Here is a 19,755-nt window from a genome sequence, read left to right on the forward strand (position 1 = left end):
TTGGTCCTGCTCATAAGTCCCTGCGTAAATACTGCGGGTGGTGCGGGCTGCCGGTCAGACCGGCGCGCCGAAACCGCCGGTGGATCCGAAGCCTCCGCCGCCGCGAACCGAGCCGCTGAGCTCCTGGACCGGCAGGAACCGGGCGTACTCCACGCGCTGAATGACCATTTGTGCAATTCTATCGCCGCGCTTGAGTTCGATCGCCTGCCGGAGGTCAGTATTGAGCAGGGTCACCGCGATTTCCCCGCGGTAGCCGGCGTCGACGGTGCCGGGGGCGTTCACCACGGTCAGTCCGTGCTTCGTCGCGAGCCCCGACCGCGGGTGGATCAGGGCCACAAAACCATCGGGCAGGGCAATGGAAACACCGGTGGGGACCAGCCTGCGCTCCCCCGGTTCCAGCACCACGTCCTCGCGGGCGCGCAGGTCCGCACCGGCGTCGCCCGGGTGAGCGTACGACGGCGGTTCCAGGCCGTCGTCGAGCATCTTCAGTTCCACCGTCAGCGTGGCGGCGCCGTATTCCGCCGCGGTAGCGGTCTCTTGCTGTGCCGGGGGCTTTCCTGCAGTCGTTTCTTCAGTCACAGTCCCTCACTCTAACGCCAGCACGGAAGAACGGCCTAGCCGCGGCCGGCGCTCTCAGACCCCCGCCGCCGCTTCCGCCGCCAAGGTGAAATAGCCCGGGAAAAGTGGAAAGCTGGGCCTATGCCCGAATCCAGTGCAGCAGTGCCTGCCCCCAACAACACCCCCAGCGACGCCGTTCTGTACAACGAGAAGCTCTGGCCCAACGTCTGGATCTGGCTGGTGGCGGCGGGACTGTCGGGCGCCGGGATCTTCGTGTTCGCGCCCATCAGCATGGCTGCAGGACTCACCGCGGCGGTTGTCCTGTTCGCGATCATCGCCGTGCTTCTGGTCCTCTCCACCCCCACCATCACCGTCACCGGCTCCACGCTGCGCATCGGCCGGGCCAGCATCGACCGCCGCTTCGTGGGCACCGCCTCGGCCTACCGCGGCAAAGAGGCGACGGCGGAACGCGGCACCCGCCTCAACGGCCTGGCCTTCCTGTGCATCCGCGGGTGGATCGATCCTGTGGTCCGGATCGAAATCACTGATCCGTCCGACCGCACGCCGTACTGGCTCACGTCCTCCCGCCACCCGGACGAACTGCTCGCCGCGCTGAAGGCTTAGCCCTCACAGTCCTTGCAGTACTTGAGGCCGTCCTTCTCACGGGCGATCTGCGAACGGTGGCGGACGAGGAAGCAGGAGGCGCAGGTGAATTCGTCGGCCTGGGCCGGCAGCACCCGGACCAGCAGTTCCTCCCCGGACAGGTCGGCGCCGGGGAGTTCGTAGCCTTCGGCAAGGTCCGATTCGTCTTCATCGACCACTGTGGACGGCTTTTCCGTGCGGCGCGCTTTCAACGCGTCAAGGGAGTCCTCACTGAGGTCCTCCTCGGTCTTGCGCGGCGCATCGTAGTCTGTCGCCATTATTTGTTGCTCACACTCCGCAGTCGTTCCGTTGGGTTGCCGTCCTCTGAAGGTCCTGCCGGGCGGTGGCCCTGGCCCTCCGGGAGCGGTTCTCCGATGTCAACGCCGGTCACGCGGTTTTTGTGCCCGATGTCGGGTCATTTTTGCTTAAGCCTCCGGTGAAAGCCAGAGTCCTCTGGTCCGGGACTGCGGACACCGGCCGCCGCATCCGGGCCCGGGCGCCCGCCGGGGCAGCCGATGACCCGGAATGAGCCGCAAATTCGCGGAAAATCACGGCGCGCCCTCCATCCTCACCGGAAATGGTCCGCATCGGTGGCAGAGTTTCGATTGTTAGTAATGCCAGGGTGGAGGATTTGTATGCAGGATCTACGGCTTGTAGGCGTCCACGACGACGGGGAGCATCTCCTGTTGAGCGGCGCCGGCGGCGAGATGTTCCAGCTGCCAATCGATGAAGCACTGCGGGTGGCAGCCAGCCGGACGACGGCCAAGGCCGCCTCCGTCGCGGCCGCCGCACCCATTTCCATGTCACCGCGCGATATCCAGGCGCGGATCCGCGGCGGCTCGACGGCGGCGGAGGTGGCGGAGCTCTCCGGGATTCCGCTCGCAAAAGTCCAGCGCTACGAGGGTCCCGTGCTCGCTGAGCGCGAGTACGTTGCCCAGCAGGCCCGCAAGGTGGAAGTTGCCGCCCCCTCCCCCGGCCACGACGTGTACCGTTCGGTGTTCGGAGACCAGCCGGCATTGCTCGGCGACATGGTTGCCCACCGGCTCAGTGCACACGGCATCGAAGTCTCGTCGGTGGAGTGGGACTCCTGGCGGCGCCCCGATGGCAGCTGGAACGTGGTGGCACGCTTCGAGGCCAAGCCCGGCGGCCCTGTCGGTATCGGTGAGGAACCGCCGGCCATGTGGACGTTCAGCCCGGCCCGGAAATCCCTGCAGAACGCGAACCGCTGGGCTCAGCAGCTCAGCGAACTGGAGCCCCTCGACGGACCGGTCCCCGCGCGCCGGCTCACGGCTGTCTCGGACCGCCCTTTTGATTTTGAGACCGACGCCGATGCTGCCGCACGCACCGCGACCGCGCAGCTTCAGGTGGTCCAGCAGCTGAAGCAGGAGCAGGAGCAGGAGTCAGACGGCTTGCTCGACATGCTGCGTTCCCGCCGGGGCCAGCGCCTCGGCGTGGACGAAGACGCCGACGACGCCCTCGCCAAACTCCTGACCAGCAGCGTTCCCGCGGCGCACCCAAGGCCCTCGGAGGTCCTTGCCGAAGTACCTGCCGGCTTGGAAGGCGATGACCAGGACAGCAACGGGCAGGACCGCGTCGAGGCCGGCAGCGGCCATGACCTTTACGCAGACGGAGGCGACACGCCGGCGCCGCAGGCCGCGGAGACGGAACCCGGACCGGCCTCCGATCCGTGGGAACGCCGCCGCGACGGCAGGCCCTCGATCATGTCGCGGCTGACTCTTGCTCCGCGCCATGAGGACGGTCCGGACGATGCGCTCAAACTGCATGACGGTGTCAGCACCGAAACCACGGAAATCACCATTGCGGCGTCCCAGTTGCGGCCCGTCGGCCAGCAGGGTCCCACAACCAGCCCGGGGCTCGACGAACTCCTGGGCGGCGGGACCTCGCGGCGCCAGCAGCGTGAATCCGCGGCCCCGGCCCCGGACGACCGCGATGCGGACCAACCCGAGCGGCAGCCGGCGAAATCGAAGCGCTCCAGCATCCCCAGCTGGGACGAAATCGTCTTTGGCGCCCGCGGCGACTAGCTGAAGCCGCGGGTCCCGGCCCGCCGGCCGGCACAACACCGCTGACAGGCAAACACCGCTGACAGGCAAAAACGGCCGGCAGTCAAAACGGGCCGGCAGGCTGAACGCGCAGTCAGGAGCGGGGAGCCCTTTTTCCGTCCGCCTGAAAGCACAGCAGCGGGACTTCGCGTTCAGCCCTCGTCAGTGAACCGTGCTGGCCCACGACTTCCAGTGCTGTGGGCCGGACGCGCCGCGTGTCATAGAGAGCCAGCGGCTCCCGGGCAGCGATCATCACGTCGCCGATCCGCGGGGCCACCTCGGCCCGGACCTCGCCGAAGAGCCCACCCGCGATGGCATCCTCCCGGGTAAAGGCCCAGATCCGTTCGCCGAAACGGGCCCGCCAGGCGTCAACCAGCCGGACGCGGCCGGCGTCGTCGTCCTGCTCTTCGAGATAGAGGTGGACCATCCGCGGCTCGCCCGCCGTGTGGCGGACCCCGGCAATGAGGTCCGGGTCGGCCGAATAGTCAATGCGTTGGGATTCCGGCACGTCGAGCATCCCGTGGTCCGCCGTGAGCAGGATGGTGGTGCCCGCCGGCAGGGTGGCGCTGAGCCGTTTCACGGTGGCGTCGAGTTCCTCGAGCTGGTGCTCCCACTGCGGTGACTGGCAGCCGTGGCGGTGTCCGGCCTTGTCCAGTTCATTGACGTAGAAGTACATCAACGAGCCGTCCGCACCGGCCATCGCCTCGGCAGCGGCCGCGGTCCTGGCGTGCGAGGTGGTGGCGGTGACATAGCGGCCTCCCCGGAGCGCGGCCCGGGTCATGGCGGAGTCGCTGAACTGCGGGAGGCTGACCGTGGTGACCTCGACGTGGTCCGCGGCCCGTTCGAAGACGGTGGGGAACGGCTGCCACTGCTGCGGATCGACGCCGGCGTCCCACCCGCCGAGCATGTTGACCACGCGGTCCTGATCCGGGTCCAGCACGTCGTAGCCCACCATGCCGTGCTGCCCTGCCGCGAGTCCGGTGCCGAAGCTGGCCAGGGAGGCCGCCGTCGTGGAGGGGAAAGCCGAATCGAGGGCGACCGGCACCTGCCCCTGGCCGGACTGCATCACGGAGCGAAGGAACGGTGTGTGCGCCGATTTCTGCTTCAGCAGGTTGCGGCCCAGGCCGTCGGCGAGGACCACGCAGACGCGCTTGGAGGCGGGCAGGTGCAGGCGGTTCTCGAAGCCGGGAACACCCAGGCTGGCCGCGGCGCTCGTGAGCACTTCGGCGACAGAGCGGTCGCCGAAGGCCGGAGCCGCGGGCAGGTTGCGGGCCGGGGCATCGGTGAGGGACGGGGCGGAGGACGTCGGTTCGGACACGCGGACCGGCGTCATCTCAGCGCTGGTGGCCGCGGCTGGCGCGGTTTCCGAAGACGCCCATCCGCGGGCGGGGCGGGAGCCCGGGGCCGGTGTGGGGCATCGGGGCGGAGGACCCGGTGTTCACGGCGCGGAGCGCACGGGCGAACAGCTTGGCGTCCTGGACAGCCTGCAGGCCGTCGGCCTCGGCGCTGATCCGGAGCACAATGTCCTCCTGGGCGATGGTGCCGCTGTAGCCGTGATCGGCTTCGCACTGCGGGTCGCCGCAGCTGGCCGGGCCCATGTCGAGGCGCTGGCCGCCGGACCAGGCGATGGAGAGGGTCAGCTCGCGGACCGGATCCGATGGTTTGTAGTCCTGCGGCTGGGCGTACACGTAGCTGAGCACCACGGAGCGGATCTGCGTCACGGGCACGGATTCGGTGGAGACCTGCGCCACCGTCTGCTCTCCGGCGTCGTCCAGCTGCTGGTCGTCCACGTGGGTGATGACCAGCATGTCCTCGGTCAGGACCAGCACCGTGATGTGGCGGCGGACCTCGGCGCGGTCGAAGTGCGTCTCGAGGTGCACCAGGTGGGCCACGCAGTCGCGCCCGTCAAGGGCGTCGGCAACGACGTCGGCCACCAGCCGGGGGTAGAACCCGGCCTGCTGGAGAGCCCCCTCCAGGCTTTGACCCTGCGCACTGTGGTCATGCAGGCCGTGGTGGTGGGTGCCCGGGCGTCCGGAGATGGTTGCCTGGGGCTTGGGTGTCGGAGACTGAAAGCTCATGGTCTCCATTTTCACAGATCGGCTGGGGACATGCTAACCATTGCCGGCCCGGCGGCGCCCCGCCGCTGCCGCAACACTCCGCTCCCCCGGCCCGTCAGCGGCGCCGGTCCGCCGTCAGCAGCCACGGCCCCGGTTATCGCTGGCCGTCAGCCGCGGCGGGCCGTCAGCTGCGCATGGCGCGGCGGGCACTGTCCGTGCGCTGGGCGGCGTTGGCGATCCGGACGTCGGCGGAGAGGATGGCGGCCCCGTCCGGCCCGGCGAGCACGGGGTTGAAGTCGACCAGGGCGATCTCCGGATGGTTGTCCTTGAGCCGGGTGAGCCGCGCGGCAAGGTCCTCCAGCGCCCCGGCGTCCACGGCCGGCAGCCCCTGGTAGCCGAAGAGTTTCCGCGAGGCCCGGGGGGCCCGGATGAAGTCATGGAGGTCGGAGCCGGAAAGCGGCGGCACCCGGTGGGCCCAGTCGTCGAGCAGGTTGACCGCGTCACCTGCCAGGCCGAACGAGACCACCGGGCCCAGCAGCGGGTCCTCGATGGCGCGGAACGTGCAGGCCTGCCCCACCGGCGCCATGGTCTGCACTTCCAGCGACGGCGAGCCATAGCGTTCCAGCGACCTGCGCATCTCCAGCACGTTCCGCCGCAGCGAGTCCGCGTCCTGGATATCCAGACGCACCCCGCCGAGGTCCAGGCGGTGCCGCAGCGCGGGGTCGGTGGTCTTCAAGGCCACCGGCCAGCCGAGCCGGTCCGCGGCAGCCACCGCCTCGTCGGCGGTGTCGAAGCCAACGGAGGGAACCACCCTGATGCCGTAGCGGGCCAGCAGGCCCGCGGCCGTCTCTGCGTCCAGCCGGACGAGCTGCTCGCCCCCGACGCCGGACAGCAGCCTCTCCAGCTCGTCGCGGGTGCCGTCCGGGTCACAGCCCTCGGGCTCGATAAAGAGGCCCTGGTCCCGGTCCAGCCACTGGGCGTAGCGGACCACGGATCCCAGCGCGGCCACGGCCGCGCCGGGGTTGGAGTAGCAGGGAACCATCGTTGATCCGGCCTCGTCCCCCACCATTCCTTCCACGTAGATGGAGGGGTCCAGCAGCCCGCTGAACGCCGCCACCACGGGTTTGCCGGCCGCCACCGAACATTCGGCGAGCACTCCGGCGATCTTTTCCACGGTGAGGCCGCGGGCGGGCAACAGCGCCACCACGGCAGAGTGAACGGTGTCCACGGTGAGGACTTCCTGCAGGCTGTGCCGCAGCGCCGGCAGCGCCACGGACATCCCGGCGTCGAGGTCCACGTTGGTGACGATCCGCTCCACGCCGAGTCCCTGCGCTGCCGCGCTGTCCGCAACCACCTTGCCGAGCGCCTGCGAGTTGCTGAACACAGCGACCCCCGGGCCCGCCGGCAGGGGCTGGCTGGAGACGATCTGCGCGACGTCCATGAGCTGTTCGATGGTCTCAACCCGGATCACACCGGCCTGGCGCATCATCGCGTCGAGGGCCTCCGGCGGCGCCTGCGTGGTGCGGACGGCGTGGCCGGGAGGCAGGCCCAGGCCCATCGCATCGGACTTCGCCACAATGACCGGCTTGGTGCGGGCCAGGCGCCGTGCCAGCCGGGAAAACTTACGCGGGTTGCCGATCGACTCCAGGTACAGCCCGACGGCGGTGGTGTCGGCGTCGTCCTCCCAGAACTGCATCATGTCGTTGCCGGAGACGTCGGCGCGGTTGCCGGCCGAGAGGAACGTGGAGATGCCGACGCGGCGCCGGCTGGAGGCCGCGTAGAGGGAGACGCCGATCGCGGCCGACTGGCTGAACAGGCCCAGCCCGCCGCGGCGCCCCAGCGAGGGCGCCATCGAGGCGTTGAGGGACACGGCCGGGTTGGTGTTCATAATGCCCAGCGAGGCGGGGCCGATCACGCGCATGCCGTTGGCGCGGGCCTGCCGGACGAGTTCGCGCTGGCGGGCGAGGCCGCGTTCGCCGTCGTCCGCGTAGCCGGCGGTGGCCACCACGATTCCCTTGACCCCGGCGGCACCGCATTCCTCCACCACTTTGGGGACCTCGGCGTAGGGGACGGCGACGATGGCGAGCTTGACGGGTCCCGGCACTTCAGAGAGCCGGCCGAAGGAGAGCATACCGGCGAGCTCGAAGGCCTCCGGGTTGATCGCGTAGACCGGGCCGGTGAAGCGGCCCTCAATAATGTGCTCCAGCAGCTGGTAGCCCACGGTGCCCCATTTGCGGCTGGCGCCGATCACGGCCACAGAGGAGGGGGCAAGCAGCTCCTGGATGCTTCGGGCCTCGGCCCGGTGTTCCCGGGATTCCATCACGGCGCGGGACTTGTCCGTGGGGTCGATGTTGAATTCGAGGCTGACCACGCCGTCGTCGAAATGCCGCTTGACGTCGTAGCCGGCGTCGGAGAACACCATCAGCATCTTCCGGTTTTCCGGGAGCACCTCGGCGCTGAACTTCCGGATCCCGTTTTCCCGGGCGGCAGCGGCGAGGTGTTCGAGCAGGATGGAGCCGATGCCGCGGCCCTGGTGCGCGTCGGCGATGTTGAACGCGACTTCGGCCTCCGCGGGATCATCGAGCCGGTCATAGCGCCCGATGCCCATGATCTCGCCGCCGATGGTGATCACCAGGGCAACGCGGTCCTTGTAATCCACCTCGGTGAACCGTTTGAGTTCCTTCGCGGAGAGTTTGGACTTGAACGCGAAGAACCGCATGTAGATGGACTTCTGCGACTGCCCCACGTGGAAGGCCTGGACCGCGTCCGCGTCGGCGGGGTGGATCGGGCGCAGATGTGCCGTCCCGCCGTCGCGCAGGACAACATCGGCTTCCCAATATTCCGGATATACACCGTCCACGGGCTGATCCACCATAGGCTTAGCCTAGTCATAAACTCTTGCAGCACACGTTCAGCCCCCCTCAGAAGGACCCACCCGCCTCATGGCCCGCCGCCAAACCCCGTCCCCGGCAGGGGAAGCCAGCCAGGACTTTGTAGAAAATATCGTCGATATCGACGTCACGTCGGAGATGGAAGGATCGTTCCTCGAGTACGCCTATTCGGTGATCTACTCGCGGGCCCTTCCGGATGCCCGGGACGGGCTGAAACCCGTCCAGCGGCGCATCCTGTACATGATGAGCGAGATGGGTCTGCGCCCGGACCGCGGCCACGTCAAGAGCGCCCGCGTGGTGGGCGAGGTCATGGGCAAGCTGCACCCGCACGGCGACACCGCGATCTACGACGCGATGGTACGCATGGCGCAGGACTTCTCGCTGCGGCTGCCGCTCATCGACGGGCACGGCAACTTCGGCTCCCTTGACGACGGCCCGGCAGCCCCGCGGTACACGGAGGCGCGCCTCGCTGCTGCGGCGCTGACCCTGACGGACCACCTCGACGAGGACGTCGTCGATTTCGTCCCCAACTACGACAACCAGCTGACCCAGCCGGACGTCCTGCCGGCCGCGTTCCCGAACCTGCTGGTCAACGGCGCCACCGGCATCGCCGTCGGTATGGCCACGAACATGGCCCCGCACAACCTGGTGGAAGTGATCGCCGCCGCGCGGCACCTGATCGAGCATCCGGACGCCACGCTCGAGGACATTATGAAGTTCGTCCCCGGCCCGGACCTGCCCACGGGCGGCCGGATCGTCGGGCTGGACGGCATCCGCGACGCGTACGCCACCGGCCGCGGCTCCTTCAAGACCCGGGCCAAGGTGGAGGTCGAGCAGCTCTCGGCCCGCCGCACCGGGCTGGTGGTCACGGAACTGCCGTACATGGTGGGGCCGGAGAAGGTGATCGAGAAGATCAAGGACGCCGTCAACGGCAAGAAGCTCACCGGCATCAGCGACATCGTGGACCTCACGGACCGCAAGCACGGCCTGCGCCTGGTGATCGAATTGAAGAACGGTTTCAACCCCAACGCGGTGCTCCAGCAGCTGTACCGCTACTCGCCGATGGAGGATTCCTTCGGCATCAACAACGTCACCCTCGTGGACGGGCAGCCGCAGACCCTGGGGCTCCTCCAGCTGCTTTCCGTCTACGTGGAACACCGCATCACTGTCGTCCGCCGCCGCACTGCCTTCCGCCTCGGCAAGAAGAAGGACCGCCTGCACCTGGTGGAGGGCCTCCTGATCGCGATTGTGGACATCGACGAGGTCATCCAGATCATCCGGTCCTCGGACGAGGCGGCCGCGGCCCGGACCCGGCTGATGTCCATCTACGACCTCTCTGAGATCCAGGCCAACTACATCCTGGAACTCCGGCTCCGGCAGCTGACCAAGTACTCACGGATCGAACTCGAGAAGGAGCAGGATGAGCTGCGCCGCGAGATTGCCGAGCTGGAAGCCATCCTCGGCTCCAGCGAGCGGCTCCGCGCCCTCGTGTCCTCCGAGCTGGCCGAGATCGCCGAGAAATACGGCACCCCGCGCCGCACCGTGCTTCTCGAATCCGAAGCCGTCTCCCCCACCGTCGCTGCCCTGGCCGCCGCGCCCGGGGCCAAAGGCAAGGCCGCTCCCCTGGCACTGGAGATCGCGGACGACCCCTGCTGGGCGATCCTGACGGCCTCCGGCCAGATCGCCCGGACCGCCAACCAGGACAGCCTCGCCGAGACCGGCCCGCGCACCCGGCACGACGTGTTCACCTCCGTGGTCAAGACGTCCGCACGCGGCGAGATCGCGGCCATCACCTCGCAGGGGCGCATGCTGCGGCTCCAGGTGATGGACATGCCCGTGCTGCCGCCCACCTCAGGCACCCCGAACCTGGCCGGCGGAGTACCGGCCAAGGACTTCATTACCCTCCTCAAGGGCGAATCGCTGGTGGCCTTCGCGCCCCTGGACGAGGTCCTGGCGATCGGCACCGCCCAGGGCGTGGTCAAGCGCGTCCAGCCGGACTATCCGCTGAACCGCGAGGACTGGGAAGTGATCGCGCTCAAGGACAAGGACACCGTGGTGGGCGTGGCTCCCGCGGGGTCCGACGACGTCGACCTCGTCTTCGTGACGCGGCAGTCGCAGCTCCTGCGCTTCCCGGCCAGTACGGTCCGTCCGCAGGGCCGGACCGCCGGTGGCATGGCCGGCATCAAGCTGGCAGCCGGGGACCGCGTGCTGTTCTTCGGCGCCGCGAGCCCGGCCGACAGCGACGCCGTCGTTGTCACCATCGCCGGCACAGAGGGTGCACTGCCCGGCACCGCCCCGGGTGCCGCCAAGGTCACCGCCCTCGCCGAATACCCCGCCAAGGGGCGCGCCACCGCCGGGGTCCGGGCGCACCGGTTCCTCAAGGGTGAGGACACCCTGCTGCTCGCCTGGGCCGGTCACGGCCCCGCCAAGGCGTCCTCGCTGGCCGGCGTGGCACGGTCCCTGCCCGGGGAACACGGCCGCCGCGACGGGTCCGGCATCCCGCTCTCCCAGGCCATCGACGCGATCGGCCCGAGCATGGCCTGGCAGCCGGAGCCCGGGACGGAAGCCTAGACCCTCCCGGGGGCTGCGGGGCTGGCGGCGGGCCATCCGGCGGCGCCCGGGGCAGCCGTGACGCCCGCCGCTCGCTCATTTGTCACGAATGGCCGTTATCGCCCGCCCATTCACCACGAATGGCCCCCATAGGTCCCCACATGGCGGCCATTCGTGGTGAATGGCCGGCACCGAGCCTGCACTAAGCCCGCCGCCGGGCCCCGCTCCGCTCCGCACGCGTCGCATTGGGACCGCGTTCCGCCCCCGACGGCTCTCTCCGCCGATCCGGTGCCCCGGAAGAAATACCCCTAGACTGCTCGCATGCCTATCATCCCGGACACCAAAGACTGGACGTGGGTGCTGCAGCGGCCCTGCGCGGAATGCGGTTTTGATGCCTCCGCGGCGACACCTGCCACAGCGCCAGGGATCCTGGAGAGTATGCTACCCCGCTGGCGGGTAGCTCTGCGGCGTCCGGACGTGGCTGAACGCCCGGACGAAAACACGTGGTCCGTCCTCGAATACGCCTGCCACGTCCGCGACGTGTTCAGCCTGTTCGACCACCGGCTCGGCCTTATGCTGACCGAGGACGACGCCCGGTTCGCGGACTGGGACCAGGACGCGACCGCCGTCGAGAAGGACTATGCCAACGCCGACCCGGCCGTGGTCAGCACGGAACTCACCGCGGAGGGCGAGCAGATCGCCGCCTCGTTCGGGCGCGTCCCCGAGGAACAGTGGGACCGCAAAGGCACCCGCAGCAACGGCTCGGAGTTCACCGTGCTGACGTTCGCGCAGTACTTCCTGCACGACGTCGTCCATCACCTCCACGATGTGGACGGATAGCGTGTGGATGGATAGCTACAGCTCCTTGTCCCACGCCATGCTGCTGTTGACGGGGACATAGCCCATTTTGCTATAGAGAGCCAGCGCACCGGTGGGGTTCTCCGAATCGACGTCGAGCGAGGCTTTGTCCATGCCCGCGGCGGCGAAGCGGCGCATCGCGTCGGCGAGAAGGGCCTGAGCCACGCCGCGGCCGCGGAACTCGCGCCGCACGCCCAGCAGGTCGGTGTAGCCCTCCTTGTAGCCCCGCGTCCGGGCGCTCTCGGCGTCGTAGCTGGCCAGCTGGTAGCCGGCCACCCGCCCAGTGGAGCGCTCGACGGCGACGGCGCTCAGGTCCGGCCGGGCCAGCGGATCATTCACCACAAAGCCCCAGGCCTCCTCGTCCCGGGGCTCGCTGCCCCAGTGGTCCCGGAAGGCCTCGTTGTGTGCCAGCCGGACGGGCTCGTGCAACGCGGGTCCAAAGCCCACGATCTCCAGCTCGTCGTCCAGGAGCAGCTCCGGGAGGCCGTCCGTGAGGGGCCGGTGCATCTCGTTGTAGTAGCGGACAATCCGGTAGCCGGCGTCGCCGAAGAGGGTGGCCTGGTGGGTGTGCTGCTGTTCCATGTGGAGCCGCAGCCGGGGGCTGGAACCCGGCACGGCGTCCTCGGCGAACCGCTGCCGCGTCCTGGCCTCCATCCACCCCAGCAGCCCGGTGCCGATGCCCCTGCCCTGCCAGGCCGGGTCCACGCAGCCGTACCCGATCGCCTTCTCGCCCTCCGGGTTTTTGGTGATCCGGCCGTACGCCCTGGCGGTTCCCTGAGCGTCGAAGCCGAGAATCGTATTCGCCGCGGCCGGGTTCTTCTGAGATTCGAGGACCTGTTCCAGGTCGGCGCGGCGCTCAAACCAGACGGGCCGTTCGACGTCGGCAGTCCGGGCGATGAGCGCCGCCCAGCCGTCGAGGTGGTCGGTCACGGCGGGACGCCACTGCAGGCGGGTATCCAGGCTGGCCAAGGGGTCGGCGTATCCGTTCATGGCAACAGGCTAAACGTCCGGCCTACCCCCGCGCCAGCAAGGGCATTGGCTCCGCCACAGGTGCCGCACGCCCGGCCGCCGCGCGGTCAAGGTCCAGGCGGCTGTCGTCCGGGGAGATGTCCTCCGGGTTGTGCGTCACAAGCACCACCGTGCGGTCCCGCAGGCCGTGCCGGAGCTCAGCGAGCATCGCCCGGCCGGACTCCGCGTCCAAGTGGGCCGTGGGTTCGTCCAGCAGGATCACGTCCGCCCCGGTCAGGAGGGTGCGGGCCACCGCGAGGCGCTGCCGTTCGCCGCCGCTGAGGAAGTCCCCTCCCGGTCCGATCCGTGTGTCCAGGCCATGCTCCAGCCGACCGACCAGCGGCCCGAGGCCCACGGCGGCCAGGGCGTCCTGCAAGCGCTGCTCCGGCGCTCCCCCGCGGTCGCCGTCGGGGAGCCCCAGCAGCAGGTTGCCACGGATGGTCGAGTCAAAGAGGTGCGCCTCCTGCGGGCACCAGGCGGCCCGCCCGCTGAGCAGGATCTGGCCGTTTGCTGCCGGGAGGAAGCCCAGGACGACGGCGAGCAGGGTGGACTTTCCGGACCCGGACCCACCTGTGACGGCAAGCCAGCGCCCGGGTTCGGCCGTGGCGTCGAGGCCGGTGAAGACCAGCGGCCCGCCCGGCCAGGCCGCGGCCAGGTCCCGGAGTTCGATCCCGGGCTTGCCGCCGGGCCTGCCGGCCACGGGAACCAGACCGCCGGACGCATCGGCATCGGTGCCGTCCAGGACGCCGGCTTCGCCGATGCGTTCCAGCACGGCTCGCAGCGCCGGATACTGGCGGACCGCCGTCGTGATGGCCGCGTAGGGTTCCACGAGCGCCAGCTGCAGCAGCACCACCACCGCAACCGTCGAAGCTTCCACGGCTCCGCTGAGGGCCAGCGGGGCGGCCAGCACGGCGCTGGCCAGGGCTGCGGTGCCGCAGGCCAGTACGGTCAGCCCCTGGCCGAGCCCTTCGGCCCATGCCGAGCGCTGGGAGGCGGCGGTTGCAGAGCGGTCGGCGTGTGTGATGGCGCCGAGCACCGGGCCGGCCACGTGGTTGGCGTGGAGTTCGGCGCGGGCGTCGAGGGCGGCCGCCACCTGGCGGAGCACTCCGGAGCGGAGCCGCTGCTCGGTTCCGGCGGACATCCGGTCCGCGGCCAGTGCCAGGGCTGGGGCTGCCACCAGGCTGACCAGGGCGGCCGCGATGACGGCGGGGAGCGCGGCCGGCAGGAGCAATGCGAAGCTTACGACGGCGGCGCCCGCGACGGCGACGGCTGTCACCGGCGGCAGGACCACGCGGGGCAGCAGCTCCCGGACGGTGTCGACGTCGTCCACGACGGTGCCCAGGACGTTGCCGCCCTGCAGCAGCCGGCGCAGCGAAAGGGCGCGGCGGCTCAGCGATTCCCAGAGCCTGCCGCGGAGCCGGGTCAGGGCGGCGAAAACGGCGTCGTGCAGCAGGAGGCGTTCGAGGTACCGCAGGACCGCCCGGCCGATGCCGAAGAACCTTACGCCCACGATTGCCGTGAGCAGGTAGAGGATGGGCGGCTGCTCGCTGGCCCGGATGATGAGCCAGCCGGAGAGTCCGGCGAGGGCGACGGCGAAGAGCGCCGCCAGGGTGCCGACGACGCCGGCCGCGGCGAATTTGGCTGCGACCGGTGCCAGCAGGCGGCGGAGCCGGGCTGCCGTGGAACCGCCTGCGGAGCGTCGTGGGTCCGCGGCCGGGGTCGTGCCGGCCTGCGGCGCGCGTGTCTGGGCGGCGTGTGTCTGGGTCGCGCCGGTGCCCGTGGTGTCGGACGGCAGAGGTTCGTGCAGCCCGGCTGAGGACCGGCCGGCTGCGGACGAGGCTGCGGCAAGGGCGGCTGTCCCGGCCGCGGCGCCGGTGCCGGGTGCCGCAACCACGCCTGCGCCTGTGCGTGTGGCGGTCGCGGTGTCGGCATCTTCTCCAGCGGCGGCGGTGGCCGTGCCCGCGGCGCCCGGCGCCACGGCGACGACGACGTCGGCGAGTTCCCGGGTCTGCCGGTCGTGGGCCACCAATAGGACGGTGACCTCTCCGCGGAGCGCGGCGATGGCGCGGCTGACGGCGGTGGCGGATTCCCGGTCCAGGTGGGCGGTGGGTTCATCGAGCAGCAACACGCGGGCTCCCGCCTCGATCCGGGCGAGGCCGCGGGCCAGCGCGACACGGCGCAGCTCCCCCGGGCTGAGCTCGGCGGGGTGCTTGGCGGCGAGATGCTCCGCGGCGCAGGCTGCCAGGCAGCGCAGGGCGGTGGCGTCAGCCGTGGTGGCGTCGACGGTCGCGCCCGCGCCGGCGCCGGCGCGCCCCGGATCGTCGGCGCCGGTCGCAAGCCCCCCGGCACCTCCCAGATACAGCCGGACCTCGTCCAGCACGGTGGGGGCAACCATGACGGGATGCTGCGGCACCCAGGCGAGGTCCGCCGTCGTGAATCCCGCGAGCCGTCCGGCGACGGTTGTTTGCCCGTCAGGTCGGTCGGAGCCGCCGCCGGTTCCGATGGTGCCTGCCAGGACCCCGAGGACGGTGCTCTTGCCGGCGCCGCTGGGGCCGTCGAGGGCGGTGATCCGGCCCGGGGCGGCGGTGAAACTCAAGGGCCCGACGGCGGCATCCGTCCTGCCGCCGTAGCGGACGGTCAGCCCTGCCACGCTGATGGCGGGAGGGGCCGCGGGCCCGCGGGATCCGGGTCCTGCCCCGGCAACAGCGGCAGTGGCTGCAGCATCGGGCACCAGCGGCGTGGCCTCGGGGGCATCGAGGACGGCGGTGGTTTCGGCAAGCGCCGCACGGCCTTCGTCACTGGCGTGGTGGGCGGTGCCGAGCTCCCGGAGCGGAAGGTAGCAGTCCGGGGCGAGGATCAGGGCCAGCAGCCCTGCTTCCAGCGCCATATCGCCGTGAACTAGGCGGACACCGATGAAGACCGCAACGACCGCGACAGAGATGGTGGCGATAAGTTCGAGTGCGAGGGCGGAGAGGAAAGCGGTCCGCAGGGTTCCCATGGTCCGGTGGCGGTATTCCTCGGAGAGGTCCTCGAGGGCTTTGCGCTGGGCGGCGGCACGTCCCAGTCCCACGAGCACGGGCAGGCCCTTGGCAAGCTCCAGCATGTGGCCGGACAGCCGGGACAGGGCCGACTGGGCCTCCCGGACGCGGTCTTCGGTGTACCGGCCGATCAGGACCATAAAGAGCGGCACCAGCGGCACGGTCAGCACGATCACGGCAGCGCTGATCCAGTCGGCGTACAGGATGCGGGCGCCCAGCAGCAGCGGGATCGCGGCACAGTTCACCAGGGCGGGCAGGAACTGGGTGTAGTAGTTGTCCAGGGCGTCCAGCCCCCGGGTCGCTAGGATGGCGAGGCCGCCGTCGGAGGGGCCGGCGGACCGGGTGCCGTTGCGCAATGCCCGCTCCAGCAGCTGAGAGCGCAGTTCCTCCTTCACCCCCAGCGCGGCCCGGCGCGATGCCACGGCCTGCGCCCAGACCGTCAGGGACCGGAGCACCACGCCCGCGACCCCCCAGTACAGCTGCGCACCCCAGGCGGGGTCGCCGGCCATCAGCCCGGCGAGCATGGAGGCGACAGCCTGCCCCATCAGCACAAGGGACAGAGCTTTCAGCGCAGCGAGGAGGCCCAGCAGGTAGAGGGCGGCCCGGTTCGCGGGGCCGGAGGGGAACTGCGGTCTCATCGGGTGCTAGTCCTTGGGTGCCAGTGCCTTGGCGGCGATGGCGGGGAGGAAGTTGTGGGCCTCGGGGATGTGGGCGTGGCTCACCCGGCGCCGGAACACCCAGTAGGTCCAGGCCTGGTAAGCGAGGACCAGCGGCAGCCCGATGCAGGCGACGATGCTCATCAGCCCCAGTGTGTAGTCCGAGGAGGAGGCATTGGAGATGGTCAGGTGGAACTCCGGGTTCAGGGTGGACGGCAGCACAACGGGGAACGCGGCGCCGAAGATCGAGGCGCTGCCGAGCAGGAGGAAGGTGCCCAGGGCCAGGAACGCACGGCCTTCGGCACCCGTGCGGGCGAAGTTCCAGGCCATGACGGCGGCCACGACGGCGGCGGCGACTGCCACCACGGTCCACACTTCGCCGCTGATCAGCTGCAGGCTGACCGCCCAGCCCGCCATCGGCAGCAGCAGGACGGGCAGGAGCCGGACGAACCACCGGCGTGCGCGGTGCCGGACGTCGCCGTCGGTCTTCAGCGCCAGGAACGCGAGGCCGTGCAGCAGCGAGAATCCGACGACGGCGAGCCCGCCGAGCACGGCGTAGCCGCTGAACCAGGCGAAGGGGCCGCCTTCGCGGTCACCGTTGGCGTTGATCGGCAGTCCGGTGGTGGTCAGCCCCAGCGCGGCTCCCACGCCGAAGGCCGCCACGAGGGAGCCGAGGGAGATGGCCCAGTCCCAGCGGGCCCGCCACCGCGGGTTGTCCACTTTGCCGCGGTACTCGAACGCCACGGCCCGGAAGATCAGGGCCACGAGCACCAGCAGCAACGGCAGGTAGAGGGCGGAGAACAAGGACGCGTACCAGAGCGGGAAGGCCGCGAAGGTGGCACCGCCCGCGGTCAGGAGCCAGACCTCGTTGCCGTCCCAGACCGGGCCGATCGTGTTGAGCAGGACGCGGCGTTCGGTGTTGTTCCGGGCGAAGCTTTTCATCAGCATCCCGACCCCGAGGTCAAAGCCCTCGAGAAAGAGGTAGCCCGTCCACAGCACCGCGATGGCGATGAACCAGATGGTGGGAAGCAGTTCCATGCTGAGTATCCTCTGCGTTTCTTGTGCGAGCGAAGGCTTAGTAGGCGAAGGCTAGGACATCGTCCCCGGGCTTGCCGGGGCCACCACCCTTGGGGGTGGCATCCTCGTTCTCGTCCACGGGGACGTGCGCGAGTTCCGGCATGGCGGCGACCACCCCGCCGCGGATGTACTTGACCAGCAGCTTGACCTCGACCACGAGCAATACCGCGTACACGGCGGTGAGCACCACGAGGGAGGTCAGCAGCTCGCCGGCCGAGACGCCGGGTGAAACAGCCGCGGCCGTGAACATAAAGACCTGGTCGATGCCGCTGGGGTCCGGGTTGGGGGCGACGACGAACGGCTGCCGGCCCATCTCGGTGAAGATCCAGCCGGCGGCATTGGCCCCGAACGGCGCCAGGATCCCGAAGACGGCCAGCCGCATCAGGCCGCGGGAAGCGGGGACGGTTCCCTTGCGGGTCAGCCACAGGGCCGCCAGCGCAGCCACGGCCGCCAGTCCGCCGAAGCCGATCATCATCCGGAAGCCCCAGTAGGTGACCTCCATGACCGGGACGTACTGGATCTCCTTGCCGGCCCGTTCCCCGTAGATGGGGTTGTCCGGCAGATGCGTGCCGTAGTCGGCCTTGTACTGGTCGATCAGGCTGTTGACGCCTTTAACCTCGGTGGTGAAATCGCCCTTGGCGAGGAAGGACAGGATCCCGGGGACCTCGATGAGCGCGACGATGTCATCGCAGTTCTTGGAGCCGACGTTGCCGATGCTCAGGATGGAGAAGCCGGTGCCGTCGTGGCAGGCCGCTTCGGCGGCCGCCATCTTCATGGGCTGCTGTTCGAACATGAGTTTGCCCTGCAGGTCCCCGGTGATGGCGGTTCCGGCGAAGGAAATCATGGCGACGACGGCGCCGATCCGCAGGGACCGGATCCAGACGGCGTGGTCGGTGCGGTCCCGCCCGGGAATGTCCGACTCGCCGGGGACCACCTTGCCGTCCTCGCCGACCGTGTCGATTCCGTCGTGGCGGCGGCGCCACAGGTGGTACCAGGCGATGCCCAACAGGAACGCACCGGCGACGGCCAGCGCGCCGAAGATGGTGTGCGGGACGGCGACGAGGGCGGTGTTGTTGGTGAAGACCGCCCAGGCGTCGGTCATGACCGGACGGCCGTCGATCATCTCAACACCCACCGGGTGCTGCATCCAGCTGTTCGCCACAATGATGAAGTAGGCGGAGAAGACCGATCCGATCACGGCGATCCAAAGGCAGGCCAGGTGGACGGCCGGTTTCAGCTGCTTCCAGCCGAAGATCCAGAGGCCCAGGAACGTGGACTCCACGAAGAACGCGAGCAGCGCTTCCATGGCCAGCGGCGCTCCGAACACGTCCCCCACGAAGCGGCTGTATTCGCTCCACGCCATGCCGAACTGGAACTCCTGCACAATGCCGGTGGCCACGCCCATTATGAAGTTGATCAGGAAGAGCTTGCCCCAGAACTTGGTCATCCGGAGGTATTCCGGCTTGCCGGTGCGGTGCCACATCGTCTGGATCACGGCGACCACCAGGCCAAGGCCAATGGTGAGCGGCACCATCATGAAGTGGTAGACCGTGGTGATTCCGAATTGCCAGCGTGCGATTTCCAAGGCGTCCAAGGCAGTCCCTACTTTGCTAGGCGAGCAACTTCTACGTCCCGTAGAAAGATTCTTCTACCGAGTGTAGAACACTTTTGGCGGCTCCCTGCACCCCAGAGTCCCACGGTGCGTTACGGCCCGCAATGGAGCCGCCGGGCGGTCTGCCCCTCCCGTCCGGCGCCGCCACGCCCCGGGGTCCCGTCCGCGGGTCCGGCGCGTTGTTCCGCCGCAGTGCCGCCGCAGCACCGCCGCGACCCCGGGCGCGACACGCCCGGGCCCGGGCAGTTCTACTTCATGTAGAAACTATCCGTAAAACACGGTAAATTTAAGACTGAAGTATTCACTTACCGCCCGGCAGAGTCGATTGGCCGGAGCGGCACTCACGAAGGACGTACGGAATGGCGAGTCTCGGTGAACTGGAACGGGCAGTGATGGATCTGCTCTGGGCAGGCCATGAGGCTGCAACGGCGAACACCCTGCGGGATCTGCTCGCCCAGAGTACGCGTGCGGAAAACGGCACCGCCGGGCATGTGGGCAAGGATCTGGCCGTCACCACGGTGCTGACCGTGCTCTCCCGCCTCGAGCGCAAGGGCCTCGTGGAGCGTGAGCGCGGCACCCGCCCGCACCGCTACCAGGCAGTCTCCAGCCGTGAAGACCACACCGCTGAGCTGATGCACGAGGTCCTGGGGTCCGCACCGGACCGCGAGGCCGTACTGGCCCGCTTTATTGGTTCCGTTACCGACACCGAGGCAGAAACGCTGCGCAAGCTGCTGGGACTCAGCTAGCG

14 protein-coding genes are annotated in these 19,755 nt (G+C 69.5%); 5 read left to right on the top strand and 9 right to left on the bottom strand.

Features of this window, described 5'->3' with window-relative positions:
* Positions 1 to 54: 54 nt before the first annotated feature.
* Complete coding sequence (dut, locus tag FS787_RS14735) at positions 55 to 579, bottom strand: dUTP diphosphatase (RefSeq protein ID WP_144673476.1); 525 nt, start codon at positions 577 to 579, stop codon at positions 55 to 57.
* Between the two features lie 120 nt (positions 580 to 699).
* On the opposite strand from dut, the gene FS787_RS14740 reads away from it, so the two are divergent.
* Positions 700 to 1,182, top strand: a complete 483-nt coding sequence (locus FS787_RS14740) for a DUF3093 domain-containing protein (protein WP_144673478.1) — start codon at positions 700 to 702, stop codon at positions 1,180 to 1,182.
* Here the strand turns inward: FS787_RS14740 and FS787_RS14745 are convergent.
* Positions 1,179 to 1,478, bottom strand: coding sequence for a DUF4193 domain-containing protein (locus FS787_RS14745; RefSeq protein ID WP_144673480.1), 300 nt, complete (start codon positions 1,476 to 1,478; stop codon positions 1,179 to 1,181). The two genes, FS787_RS14740 and FS787_RS14745, sit on opposite strands and share 4 nt — an antisense overlap.
* 357 nt (positions 1,479 to 1,835) lie before the next feature.
* On the opposite strand from FS787_RS14745, the gene sepH reads away from it, so the two are divergent.
* On the top strand, positions 1,836 to 3,242 hold the full coding sequence (gene sepH, locus FS787_RS14750) for a septation protein SepH (RefSeq protein WP_144673481.1): 1,407 nt from the start codon (positions 1,836 to 1,838) through the stop codon (positions 3,240 to 3,242).
* A gap of 112 nt (positions 3,243 to 3,354) precedes the next feature.
* On the opposite strand, the gene FS787_RS14755 is transcribed toward sepH, so the two are convergent.
* The 3 genes from FS787_RS14755 to FS787_RS14765 form a co-directional block, all read right to left on the bottom strand.
* On the bottom strand, positions 3,355 to 4,593 hold the full coding sequence (locus tag FS787_RS14755; RefSeq protein ID WP_144673483.1) for an alkaline phosphatase family protein: 1,239 nt from the start codon (positions 4,591 to 4,593) through the stop codon (positions 3,355 to 3,357).
* 1 nt (position 4,594) lies between these two features.
* Positions 4,595 to 5,338 (bottom strand): DUF5998 family protein, encoded by a 744-nt coding sequence (locus tag FS787_RS14760; protein WP_144673485.1) that lies wholly within the window; start codon positions 5,336 to 5,338, stop codon positions 4,595 to 4,597.
* Positions 5,339 to 5,501: 163 nt separating this feature from the next.
* Positions 5,502 to 8,192 (bottom strand): GNAT family N-acetyltransferase, encoded by a 2,691-nt coding sequence (locus FS787_RS14765; protein ID WP_144673487.1) that lies wholly within the window; start codon positions 8,190 to 8,192, stop codon positions 5,502 to 5,504.
* A gap of 67 nt (positions 8,193 to 8,259) precedes the next feature.
* Here FS787_RS14765 and FS787_RS14770 point away from each other — a divergent pair, with 67 nt between their 5' ends.
* Positions 8,260 to 10,779 (top strand): DNA topoisomerase (ATP-hydrolyzing) subunit A, encoded by a 2,520-nt coding sequence (locus FS787_RS14770; RefSeq protein WP_144673489.1) that lies wholly within the window; start codon positions 8,260 to 8,262, stop codon positions 10,777 to 10,779.
* Positions 10,780 to 11,079: 300 nt separating this feature from the next.
* Positions 11,080 to 11,598: a DinB family protein gene (locus FS787_RS14775; protein ID WP_144673491.1), complete on the top strand. Its 519-nt coding sequence runs from the start codon at positions 11,080 to 11,082 to the stop codon at positions 11,596 to 11,598.
* Between the two features lie 15 nt (positions 11,599 to 11,613).
* On the opposite strand, the gene FS787_RS14780 is transcribed toward FS787_RS14775, so the two are convergent.
* From FS787_RS14780 to FS787_RS14795, 4 genes are read right to left on the bottom strand one after another with little or no spacing between them, the layout of a single operon-like run.
* Positions 11,614 to 12,606, bottom strand: coding sequence for a GNAT family N-acetyltransferase (locus FS787_RS14780; protein ID WP_144673493.1), 993 nt, complete (start codon positions 12,604 to 12,606; stop codon positions 11,614 to 11,616).
* Positions 12,607 to 12,628: 22 nt separating this feature from the next.
* Positions 12,629 to 16,300, bottom strand: a complete 3,672-nt coding sequence (cydD, locus tag FS787_RS14785) for a thiol reductant ABC exporter subunit CydD (protein ID WP_144673495.1) — start codon at positions 16,298 to 16,300, stop codon at positions 12,629 to 12,631.
* 6 nt (positions 16,301 to 16,306) lie between these two features.
* The gene (gene cydB / locus FS787_RS14790; protein WP_144673497.1) at positions 16,307 to 17,356 is read right to left on the bottom strand and encodes a cytochrome d ubiquinol oxidase subunit II; all 1,050 of its coding nucleotides are present in this window, start codon (positions 17,354 to 17,356) and stop codon (positions 16,307 to 16,309) included.
* 37 nt (positions 17,357 to 17,393) lie between these two features.
* A complete protein-coding gene (locus tag FS787_RS14795) occupies positions 17,394 to 18,989 on the bottom strand; it encodes a cytochrome ubiquinol oxidase subunit I (RefSeq protein ID WP_144673499.1) in 1,596 nt (531 codons plus the stop codon).
* Positions 18,990 to 19,366: 377 nt separating this feature from the next.
* On the opposite strand from FS787_RS14795, the gene FS787_RS14800 reads away from it, so the two are divergent.
* Positions 19,367 to 19,753, top strand: coding sequence for a BlaI/MecI/CopY family transcriptional regulator (locus FS787_RS14800; RefSeq protein ID WP_056431365.1), 387 nt, complete (start codon positions 19,367 to 19,369; stop codon positions 19,751 to 19,753).
* The last annotated feature ends 2 nt before the right edge of the window (positions 19,754 to 19,755 follow it).

The sequence above is a fragment of the Arthrobacter sp. U41 genome (assembly GCF_007679325.1).
In the GTDB taxonomy this organism is placed as follows: domain Bacteria; phylum Actinomycetota; class Actinomycetes; order Actinomycetales; family Micrococcaceae; genus Arthrobacter.

What these genes read in the sequence shown, in the direction of transcription:
- FS787_RS14765 (WP_144673487.1), bottom strand. Translation starts at nt 8,192, where the DNA reads ATGGTGGATCAGCCCGTGGACGGTGTATATCCGGAATATTGGGAAGCC.
- FS787_RS14755 (WP_144673483.1), bottom strand. Translation starts at nt 4,593, where the DNA reads ATGACGCCGGTCCGCGTGTCCGAACCGACGTCCTCCGCCCCGTCCCTC.
- FS787_RS14800 (WP_056431365.1), top strand. Translation starts at nt 19,367, where the DNA reads ATGGCGAGTCTCGGTGAACTGGAACGGGCAGTGATGGATCTGCTCTGG.
- FS787_RS14780 (WP_144673493.1), bottom strand. Translation starts at nt 12,606, where the DNA reads ATGAACGGATACGCCGACCCCTTGGCCAGCCTGGATACCCGCCTGCAG.
- cydB (WP_144673497.1), bottom strand. Translation starts at nt 17,356, where the DNA reads ATGGAACTGCTTCCCACCATCTGGTTCATCGCCATCGCGGTGCTGTGG.
- cydD (WP_144673495.1), bottom strand. Translation starts at nt 16,300, where the DNA reads ATGAGACCGCAGTTCCCCTCCGGCCCCGCGAACCGGGCCGCCCTCTAC.
- FS787_RS14770 (WP_144673489.1), top strand. Translation starts at nt 8,260, where the DNA reads ATGGCCCGCCGCCAAACCCCGTCCCCGGCAGGGGAAGCCAGCCAGGAC.
- FS787_RS14760 (WP_144673485.1), bottom strand. Translation starts at nt 5,338, where the DNA reads ATGAGCTTTCAGTCTCCGACACCCAAGCCCCAGGCAACCATCTCCGGA.
- FS787_RS14745 (WP_144673480.1), bottom strand. Translation starts at nt 1,478, where the DNA reads ATGGCGACAGACTACGATGCGCCGCGCAAGACCGAGGAGGACCTCAGT.
- FS787_RS14775 (WP_144673491.1), top strand. Translation starts at nt 11,080, where the DNA reads ATGCCTATCATCCCGGACACCAAAGACTGGACGTGGGTGCTGCAGCGG.
- sepH (WP_144673481.1), top strand. Translation starts at nt 1,836, where the DNA reads ATGCAGGATCTACGGCTTGTAGGCGTCCACGACGACGGGGAGCATCTC.
- FS787_RS14740 (WP_144673478.1), top strand. Translation starts at nt 700, where the DNA reads ATGCCCGAATCCAGTGCAGCAGTGCCTGCCCCCAACAACACCCCCAGC.